The following is a 9331-nucleotide window of genomic DNA, read 5'->3' as shown; positions in this document are numbered from 1 at the left end:
GCCGAACATGCGGAGGGTTGACCGGGGGCGGGCGGCATGCCCGAACAACCAACCAGGACGATCAGGGCGCACAGAAGTGCAGCGTTCGCAATCTTGGGCATTTCGTTTTCCAAGGGTGGGGAGCAAGCGTTGATCTCGTCGATGACGACGCCATCTTCGTAGAACTTGGCGATGGCCTTGTCCAGCCGCTTGAGCAGCGCGTTCAGAGTCTCACCTTTTCACCTCACGAGCATGGCCAGGTGGCGTCGCACTCAATCGATCCGATCGCACCGACCGTGATCTCGCCAGCATCGTTGATTAGTTCCTCGATGTTTTTGCGGACGCGCCAGCGGTGCGGCAGCAACTCCTCGATCCGGCCTGGTCGTGCCCATGGGGCTTGGCCGACTGAACCAGGCTCATCACCACGGCCGCGCGTTGCCCCCGGTAGGCGGTGGGTGCCCGACACGAAGTGCGGGCAACCTGGGGGCGAGCTACTTCTTCCTGAAGGTGTCGTGGCATGTCTTGCAGGTCTCGCCCAACGGGCCCATGGCGGCTTTCAGTGCGCCGAGGTTGCCGGCTTTCGCGGCGACCAGGAGCTTCTCCGTGTCGGACATCAACCTCTCGTTCAGCTCCTTGAATTTCGCCTGCTCCCGCCAGATCTCCGGCTTGGCCTTGCCGCCTTCCGTGCCGGGCCCGAATCCGGCCCAGGGAAGCTTCGATATTTCGGCCACAACTTCCGCGTTGGCCACTGCGGCCGTCGCGTCGTAGGGCACCCTGCCGCTGGCCATGGCACCCAGGCGGGCGACGTGCTGGCTCTGGATGAACATCGCGCTCTGACGGTACTTGATGGCATCTTCAGGTTTGGCGAACTGCGCGCCGGCCGACATGGAAAAGCCGCCGCAAGCAGCAGCCAGGATGAGGGGGACAAGAGTTTTCATTCGTTAATCCTTCTTGTTCGCGCACTGCGAGTACAGCGGCCGCCAGTTTAGATTTGCTGCGCTTCGAGACTGGAGACAGCCCGCGGCGCGGTTGATTCCGCGCTAAAGGCGGAACGTTCATTCCCGGAAACGCACGACCGGTTCAATACCCATGAAGCAAGTTGGGGACTGAATGCCTTCCCTCTAACGTCGACCGCGAACGTCCGGTTTTACTTCGCGCCAGTGACGGCCACGGGCCCGAAGCTCCAATTCGCGACTTACGGATGCTGTCGTTCGCGCACGATGTCGTCCTGATCGTCCGTTGCCACCCACGCCGAACTCATCGACGATGTCGGCAAAGGTCAAGTTCCGAAGGTAGACCGGCCGTTCGCGAGGAAAGACGCCAAGGTCGGGTTTCGTCAGCCGCCGACATTCGACAGGGCCATGGCGAATGACGGCAGCCAGTCTGGAGCACGCTTTCGAGCTTGGACCTTGAACCAGAACTGTCGGCCAGAAGCAGGYACCCACGATCCCAACCGACAGCGGACACACAGCGGAGCCGGCCGTCCACGGCATCTCATCACCACCGACGCTGCGCGAGCACTTCATTGCGAGCCACACGGTGCCCGAGGGCGTTTGGAAGATCGCGGCCGCTGGCGCCGCAAAGACACTCGTCATTTCGCATTTCGTGCCGGGCGACGGCCCATCGACCACCGACGAGATGTGGAGCGTCGGGCTTCGGCAACACTTCAAGGGGCGCGGAATCGTCGGCGCCGATCTTATGGAGATAGATTGATCGTGCCGGTCAAAGCGGCCTGCCAACCGCGCCCCAAGTACCTGGCCGCTCTCAGTGCGACCGCGTACGCCAAATCGACAGCACGACCCACACGCTGTTCACGAATGCGAGCAGATAGCCAAACGAGCCAAGCACGGTGAAGATCGGGATGCCGAAGACTTGCGGACCGGAGGTGACCGTCATCACTATCGATGAGCCGATGACGACCGAGGCGGTCATGATGCCGATGGTGATGCGGTTGATCGTACGGTCGAGCTTGAGCACGAAGATGTCGAGCCGCTTCAGATCGAGATCCATTCGCAGGCGGCCGCGGCGCGCATCCTTGAGCAGCCGCGCAAGGTCGCGCGGCATGGCTCGCATCAGATCGAGAAACTGGCCGATGCCCGCGCCACCACGGCGCCCCAATTCCGTCGGCGCGTAGCGCGCGGCGAGCGCGCGCTCGACATAGGGCTTCAGCCGGTCGGCGAGCACAAACTCCGGATCGTATTTTCGTCCGGAGCCTTCCAGTGTGATCAGCGCCTTGAACATCAGCGTGAGGTCGGATGGCAGCACGATGCCGTGCGTTCGCAGCATCGCCGTGATTCGACCGATCAATTCGCCGATGCGCATGTCTTTGACTGGCAGGTCGCCGTAATCGGCCACGAGTTCGTCAACGTCGGCGGCGAGCCCTTCTTCATCGACCGCCTCTGCACCGGCCCAGTCGAGAAGCACGTCGACCATCGGCTCGCTGTCGCGGCGCGTGATCCCGGCAAGCAAATCCATGATCTGATTGCGGCGCCCAAGCGACAGCCTGCCGGTCATGCCGAAGTCGATCATCGCGATGCGATTGCCCGGCAGGTAGATCACGTTTCCGGGGTGCGGATCGGCCTGGAAGAAGCCATGCTCGAGAATCATCTTGAGCACGTTGTCAACGCCGCGCTCTGCGAGCAACTTGAGATCGAGTCCGGCACGCTCCACCGCGGCCAGGTCCTCGGCGCTGATGCCGTCGATGTGCTCCTGCACGTTCATCACTTCGCTGGTCCACTGCGGGAAGACGTGCGGGATGAGGACGTGTGGCTCGCCCCGGAAGTTGCGTTCAAAGCGCTCGATGTTGTGCGCCTCGGTGGCGAGATCCAGCTCGCGCATTGTCGAGCGGCGAAACTCTTCGACGACGTGCACCGGCTGATAGCGGCGCACGTCGGGTACTTCCTTTTCGACGAACTGCGCGAGATGCGACAGCAGCCGCAGGTCGGCCTCTACCTTGGCTTCGATGCCGGGGCGGCGGACCTTCAACACGACTGCGCGGCCGTCGTGCAATCGCGCGCGATGTACTTGCGCGATAGAGGCGGCCCCCGTCGGTTCCTCTTCGAGATCGACGAAGGCTTCCGCGTGCGGCATGCCGAGCGACCGCTCAATCACCAGCAGGATCTGTTCGAACGGCACCGGCGCCGCGTTACTGCGCAGGCGCGCGAGTTCCGTTGTCCACTTCGGTGGAAGCAGATCCTCGCGCAGCGAGAGCATCTGCCCCAGCTTGATGAAGGTGGGGCCGAGCTCTTCGAGAGCGAGACGCAGTCGCTGTTGCGGCTCGAGCTGCGCACTATGCGTAACTTGGCCCCAATGGAGTATTTCGCCAGCGCGCTCCAGGAGCGAGGCGACGCCGAGCCGCCGCACGAGATCGCCGAGTCCGTGGCGGATGAATACCAGGCTGATCTCGTGGAGGCGCGGCAGGTCACGCACCGCACTGGCCTCGCGCACGACCTACTTCGCTTTCTTGATTTCTGACTGCTGGCGCAGCGCGTCTGCGAATCCGGCAAGCAGCCCGCTGGTGAGCATCGTCATGTTGGCGCCGTATTGGCGCACGGAGTCGATCCCGGGCGCAGAACCCGCGCGATACGAGCCGATGCGATTGGCGAATTCGCTCATTACCTGTGCGAAGCGCACGCTGGCATCTGCGCCGACACGCTGCGCATGCAGCGAGAGATCGACGAGTTCACGGCGCAGGTTGCCGGTGGTGGCATCGGCAATGCGGTCGGCGACCGCGACGTAGTCCTGCTGCAGTATCTGCAGGGCCGCGAACGCATTCTTCAGGTCGTTGTCGGAAAACTCCTTGCCGCGCGCCACCAGCGCCTGCAGTGCCGCGTGGGTCGCCAGCGATGAAGCGTGCAGCGCCTCATCAAGGCCGCGGATCRCCTCCGCGAAGGCCTCGCGTGCCTGCGCGCCCTCGAGCGGCGGCTTCGACACGCCGCCGCTCATGGTCCGCACGACTTCCTTGACGCCCTCGGTGTCGAGGCGACCGCCCGCCAGCATCTGCGCGGTCAGTTCGCGCACCCGCTCGCGGATCGCCTGTTCTTCGGCCTGCGCTTCAGCCGGCGCGGAGGCAGCGTTCCCCGCCGGCGCTGTGGGATCGGTCATTTCGCGCCCTCCTGTGAAACGATGGGGAGGACAGGATAGACCAATTTGGTGCTCGCTGATGACAGGCCATCGCACGCGACCCTGGATTGATGAGTGCCGCTGTCAGCAAGGCGACTGTAGGCGCCAGCGCTATGCCAGTGAACTGTTGGTGTTGCTGAGTAGACTCGAATCTCCGACCCACTGACTACGAAATGAGGCGGGCCGGCGAAAAATGTCCATCTTGACAACAGCGAGCAGGCAAAGTCTTGAACGGACGATGACCGAAAGTGGCGCACGCTTAGCCAGACGCGACGCCGATACATGTCGCGTCTCCCGTGAATCGCGATGCACGAGTCAGGCGCTAAGCAGGGTTGCCGGGCGCGGTCCCTTCAGACGGCGCCTGGTCAGGGCATGCAGCGAACCCATCGCACTGAAGGCGCCTGGGACCGAGCGTCCGCCTTTTGGGGGGGCCGAATGTCCGGCTCAGGGCCCTACCCTGCCGGTCGTCAGCGACCGCTGTACGGCAGGTGTGCAGCGGTTGCTGTCTTTCCCGGCCGCGCGGCGAACTCACGCTGTGATCCCGATTCCAGCCGTTCCGGTGCCACGGAAATCTCAGTATTTGTGACTGTTCTCAAGGTAATGCAGACATAGCCCGTCGCCGTCGCTCAAGCGGCCGGTACCATCTCGGCGTCCAAGGCCAATCGAGTGTCAGCTATCCAATCAGCCGGAGTGGGACGGCCCAAGGACGAAACCGCTGCCGCGGTAGCCCGCCGCCAAGACCACGGAGTCTTCAGTCATCGCGTCCCTGTCTCGCCTACCTCGGCGATGCGCCAAATTCCGCCTGCGGCGAGCCCCCCGACGTCGAGGTCGAGCCCACCGGCGGCTCGACGAACCCCGGCGACGACGGCTTCAACCCCTAGCGGTTGACGTCCTGCACTTCCTCGCGCTCCTGTGAGGTGGTGTGCTCGCCGAAGCGCTTGGGCGCCCCCTTGGACATGCCACTGCGCGGGATCTGGATCCCGCTGATGACGCGCTGGACCTCGGGTGGTCAACCCCGCATGCAGCAGGCCATCAGACGGCCGATTCCCACACGGGCTGAGCGGCAATCCCGACGATTGCCAAGGCTGGCGCACACTTCCGGCCACGGTCCTGCAACATGAATCCTGCCTCGACCCCATCGCGTCCGAACCCATTGCGTCGCCACCCCTGGGTGATGGCATTCGCGTGCCTGGCGCTGGCGGTGCTCGCGTTCGTGCTCATGTTCGACTGGAACTGGGTCCGTCCGCCGCTGGAGCGCTACATCTCGCGCCAGACCGAGCGCGAGTTCCGGATGTCGGACCTGCACGTCAGCCTCAGCCTCGTGCCGACGATCCGCATGCGCGACGTCTACTTCGCCAATGCACCCTGGTCGCACGAAAAGTCGATGGCCCGCATCGAGCAGCTCGAATTCTCGATCTCGCTGCGCGACCTGCCCGAAAAGATCCTGGTGCCGCGGGTGGCGCTGACGCGCCCTGACATGGTCTTCGAACGATTGGCCGATAACCGCAAGAACTGGATCCTTTCCGACCCGTCGGATACACGGCCAAGCAAGCTGCGCATCAGCACGCTGTCGTTCCATGACGGGCGCATGCGCTATGTCGATCACGGCGTGCCCGTCGAGATCGACGTGGTTGCCGGCACCTTTGAACCAGCCAGCCCCGACAAGGTCCAGAGCGCCAGGGGCACACCCGAGAGCAACCGCTACACGACACGGTACGAGTTCAAGGGCAATTACCACGGCGCGGCCTTCTCGGGCCATGCGCTGACTGGCGAGGTGCTTAGCTTCGCGGAATCCGGCGCGCCGATGTCGCTCAAGGGTGACTTTGTCGCCGGATCGACCAGGGTGGCGGTCGAAGGAACGATCGCCGATGCAGCCAACATCTCGGCCATCGACGCGCAACTGCACATCGAAGGCCAGACGCTGGCCAACCTGTACCCCTTCCTGCTGTTGCCGCTGCCGGCATCGCCCCCCTACCGGTTGCAAGGGCACCTGATCCTCGAGGGCGAGCGCTACACGATGAACGACCTGAGCGGGCGGATCGGCTCGAGCGACGTCACCGGCCACGCCACCTACGTCGAGAAGGTACCGCGCCCGCTGCTGACCGCGGACCTGCACAGCCGTCTGCTCGACATCGCGGATCTCGGCCCGCTGGTTGGCGTGCAGACCCAGGGCTCCGGCGGCAAGCCCGCCGCCTCTCAGGCGCAGACGCGCGACCGGCCAAGTGCCAAGGGCACGGCACGGGGCACCGATCCCGACCGTCTGCTGCCGGCCGGCTCGTTCGAAGTCAGCCGCCTGCAGCAGATCGATGCCGAGGTGACGCTGGTCGCGAGCGAGCTAAAGGTGCCTCAGGCGCTGCCGCTGGAAAACCTCAATGCCGCGCTGCATCTGCACGATTCGATCCTGAAGATCGCCCCGCTCGACTTCGGCTTCGCCGGTGGCATCATCGCGTCGCAGGTGATGCTCGACGCGAGAGAACCCACGATCCGATCCGAGGTTCGCATCGACCTGCGGGGCGTAGAGGTCGGCCGCCTGATTCCCCGCCGCAAGGCGATCGCCAAGGGCGCCGGCCGCGTGGGCGCGGTGCTCGAACTCAAGGGCAGCGGCAATTCGATCAGCGAGGCTGCGGCCGGCGCCGACGGCCGCGTGGCTGCCACGATCGCGGACGGCCGCGTCTCCAACCTGCGCGATGCCGMCAGTTCGCTCAACTTCGGCAAGGTGTTGATGCTGCTGGCCGGCGGCGATCGCGACATCCGGGTCAATTGCGGCGGCATCGAGTTCGACGTCAAGGGCGGACGCGGGACATCGAAGCTGTTCGTCATCGACACCGAGCAGACGCAGATCCTCGGAGGCGGCGGCTTCGACCTTGCCCACGAACGCTTCGACATTATCGTCGCACCCAAGCCTAAGCGTGCCGGCGTACTCTCTCTGCGCACGCCGGTGCGCCTCTATGGCAGCTTCAAGCGGCCCGGCTACCGGTTCGAGAAGGGGCCGCTGCTTGCGCGCGCGGGTGGCGCCATCGCGCTGGCCGCGGCTGCACCACTGGCGGCGCTGCTGCCGCTGGTCGAGACCGGCCCGGGCAAGACCACCGACTGCGCTGCCGTGCAGCGGCAGGTCGGATCGGCCGTTCGGCAGGCGACCGCGCCGGCCGCGCGCAAGTGATCACGGCGCAACATTGAGCCTTACCTTGACAACGCGGAAGAGAACGGATGCGGCAGCAAGCGCCGTGCCGGCGCCGGCAGCGTTCCCGGCGATGAGGACTTGCCGGCCGCAAAACGCGTCGCGCGCCGCCAGATCGCAGATCGACGCATTTCCCGAATCCAGCCGCAGCGCCGGCAGCAGCAGCGACGCGCCGCGCGGGTCGAGGCTCTACTGCGGATTGTCCAGCGGTCCGCTCAGCAGCAGCTCGGCGAGTCTGCCGGGGTTCAGGTTCAACCCGCGCTTGACCCGCGGCTGGAAAGCGAGCTGCACCGTCTGCTTCGCCAGATTGATTTCGCCGCTGGCCAAGACCGCGATCTGCTGGGTTTCCATCGCGATAGACCGGTCCATCGGAGACCGATCTGTTCGTCGCGTTTCACGTCAACCGTGACGTGCGGCTCGAACTGAGCGACCTCCGCCTTCCACAGGGGGCGTTTGCGCAACTCTGGCTGAACGCCGCCGCCGCGCCAAATCAGTCCAGCTGGGTGGTCTTCGGCGACTTGCTGGGGCCGCGCCCCGCGAGGCTTGACTTCTTCTACGCCGCGCCGAACCGCACGCGTAACGTTTGCTGTGGGGACAGTGTGTTTGAACGTCGGCTCCCGGGGGTCGCTAAGTCCAGCCGGCGAATGTCGGGTCGTGGCCATGGCGCCGCAGGAATGCCCGGTACGCGATGGCATCTTCCGTCGTCAGCGCCGACAGCGCCTTGCCGCGCTCGAGGATCGACCACAACATGAGGCGCTCGGCCTCCTTGCGGTAGGCGCGCTGGGTCGCCGCCGCATCCTGCAGGCCGAGCCACGCCTGAACGGCCTCGTAGTCGTTGCTGGCTGACAGCGTGCAGGTGGCCTGCGGCGCCCTGAAGGCGCCTCGCGAGCCGTCGACCTCGTGCGGCACGACCAGATGCTCCCACGGTGAGGTTTCGGTGCGCGGCACGATCACCAGCGCCCTCGCCCGCTCTGTCAGAGCCGGATGCGCCGCTAAATACTCCTCGATCCGCCGAGCGCTGCGCGATCCCAGACCGGAAATCGCAGTCCCCGGCGCCGCCGCGGTATCCGCACGGTCAGGTCGGCCAGCGTCTCGATGCCGGAGTTCTTCAAGGCGCGCGCAGCACGCCCCGGCAACCAGCGATCGACCGCATCCGTCACCACGGGCGCCGGAAACCGGCAGATTCCTCAGTTGTTCAATCGCATTCGTCACCGCCCGGGCGCGCTGATCCCGCTCGGCCGCGGCCGCGGGATGCTCCATCAGCGAGGCCAGATCGTCCCGGTGCCGCACCCGTGCGTAGCGGGCCACTTGACGCCGAATGTCGCCCAACATCGCGCGGGAGGGCTGGCCGGTCGCCTTGTTTTGCCCGAGATACTGCACAACTGCAGCGCGCGCGGGCAGGCCCGCGTACCACGCGCGCAGTGCCGCGATAGCGTCGTTTACTCACTGACCTTCGCGCCAGTGCCAAAACGCCGCTCATCTTTACGTTGATCAAAAAGCCTTGACAGACAAGTCCCCATAGAAGCCGTCCTTCGAGTCCCGGATTCCAACTGGTACTGACGGCCATCACCGGTCCTACGGCAGTCCTAGGGCCGCGCCAATCGGGCGGCAGCTCAGGACGTGGAAGCAGTCGGCCAGGGTCAAAGCGTCAGCAGCAGCAGCCCCCTAGGCAGTCTTCTACCGATGCCCGACCGGCAACTCGATCGCCTCGCGCACCAGGTCGATGAAGGCCCTCAGGCCCGCTGGCACGTTGCGCCGGCTCGGGTAATACAAGCAGATGCCCGGATAGCTGGGCGACCACTCTTCCAGCAGCGGCACCAGCCGGCCGCTGGCCAGGTCTTCGGCGACCTGGAACATCCCCATGTAGGCAATGCCCGCGCCGGCGCGCGCCGCCTCGAGCATCAGCAGGGGTTCGTCGAGCGTGATGGGGCCAGGCACGTCGAGTGTCATCGGTTCGCCGTGGCGCGCGAACTCCCAGCGGTAAATGGTGCCGCTGGAAAAGCGCCAGCGCACGCAGCGGTGCGCCATCAAGTCGGCGGGCACCCGGGGCGC

At 65.3% G+C, this 9331-nt stretch carries 7 protein-coding genes and 1 pseudogene; 2 read left to right on the top strand and 6 right to left on the bottom strand.

The features are described 5' to 3' along the window. Positions 1-470 precede the first annotated feature (470 nt). Positions 471-917: a c-type cytochrome gene (locus AC1DY5_RS30165; RefSeq protein WP_478117433.1), complete on the bottom strand. Its 447-nt coding sequence runs from the start codon at positions 915-917 to the stop codon at positions 471-473. 601 nt (positions 918-1518) lie between these two features. Between AC1DY5_RS30165 and AC1DY5_RS30160 the strand changes: the two genes are divergently transcribed. Then, a complete protein-coding gene (locus AC1DY5_RS30160) occupies positions 1519-1692 on the top strand; it encodes a hypothetical protein (protein ID WP_478117431.1) in 174 nt (57 codons plus the stop codon). Positions 1693-1743: 51 nt separating this feature from the next. Here the strand turns inward: AC1DY5_RS30160 and AC1DY5_RS30155 are convergent, their stop codons facing one another. Then, positions 1744-3426: an ABC1 kinase family protein gene (locus AC1DY5_RS30155; protein WP_478117429.1), complete on the bottom strand. Its 1683-nt coding sequence runs from the start codon at positions 3424-3426 to the stop codon at positions 1744-1746. A gap of 3 nt (positions 3427-3429) precedes the next feature. Continuing rightward, on the bottom strand, positions 3430-4083 hold the full coding sequence (locus AC1DY5_RS30150) for a DUF6781 family protein (RefSeq protein WP_478117427.1): 654 nt from the start codon (positions 4081-4083) through the stop codon (positions 3430-3432). A gap of 1192 nt (positions 4084-5275) precedes the next feature. On the opposite strand from AC1DY5_RS30150, the gene AC1DY5_RS30145 reads away from it, so the two are divergent. Continuing rightward, positions 5276-7261 (top strand): AsmA family protein, encoded by a 1986-nt coding sequence (locus AC1DY5_RS30145; RefSeq protein WP_478117425.1) that lies wholly within the window; start codon positions 5276-5278, stop codon positions 7259-7261. 207 nt (positions 7262-7468) lie between these two features. Here the strand turns inward: AC1DY5_RS30145 and AC1DY5_RS30140 are convergent, their stop codons facing one another. The 3 genes and pseudogenes from AC1DY5_RS30140 to AC1DY5_RS30130 all read right to left on the bottom strand — a co-directional run. Continuing rightward, positions 7469-7630: a hypothetical protein gene (locus AC1DY5_RS30140; protein WP_478117423.1), complete on the bottom strand. Its 162-nt coding sequence runs from the start codon at positions 7628-7630 to the stop codon at positions 7469-7471. A gap of 315 nt (positions 7631-7945) precedes the next feature. Beyond that, a pseudogene (locus tag AC1DY5_RS30135) lies at positions 7946-8710 on the bottom strand (phage integrase family protein); the annotation flags it as partial. 246 nt (positions 8711-8956) lie between these two features. Continuing rightward, a partial coding sequence (locus AC1DY5_RS30130; protein WP_478117421.1) for a LysR substrate-binding domain-containing protein occupies positions 8957-9331 on the bottom strand: 375 nt, incomplete at its 5' end.

The sequence above is a fragment of the Variovorax sp. P4_D9 genome, from assembly GCF_056401695.1.
This window is presented reverse-complemented; position numbering and strand designations above follow the sequence as displayed.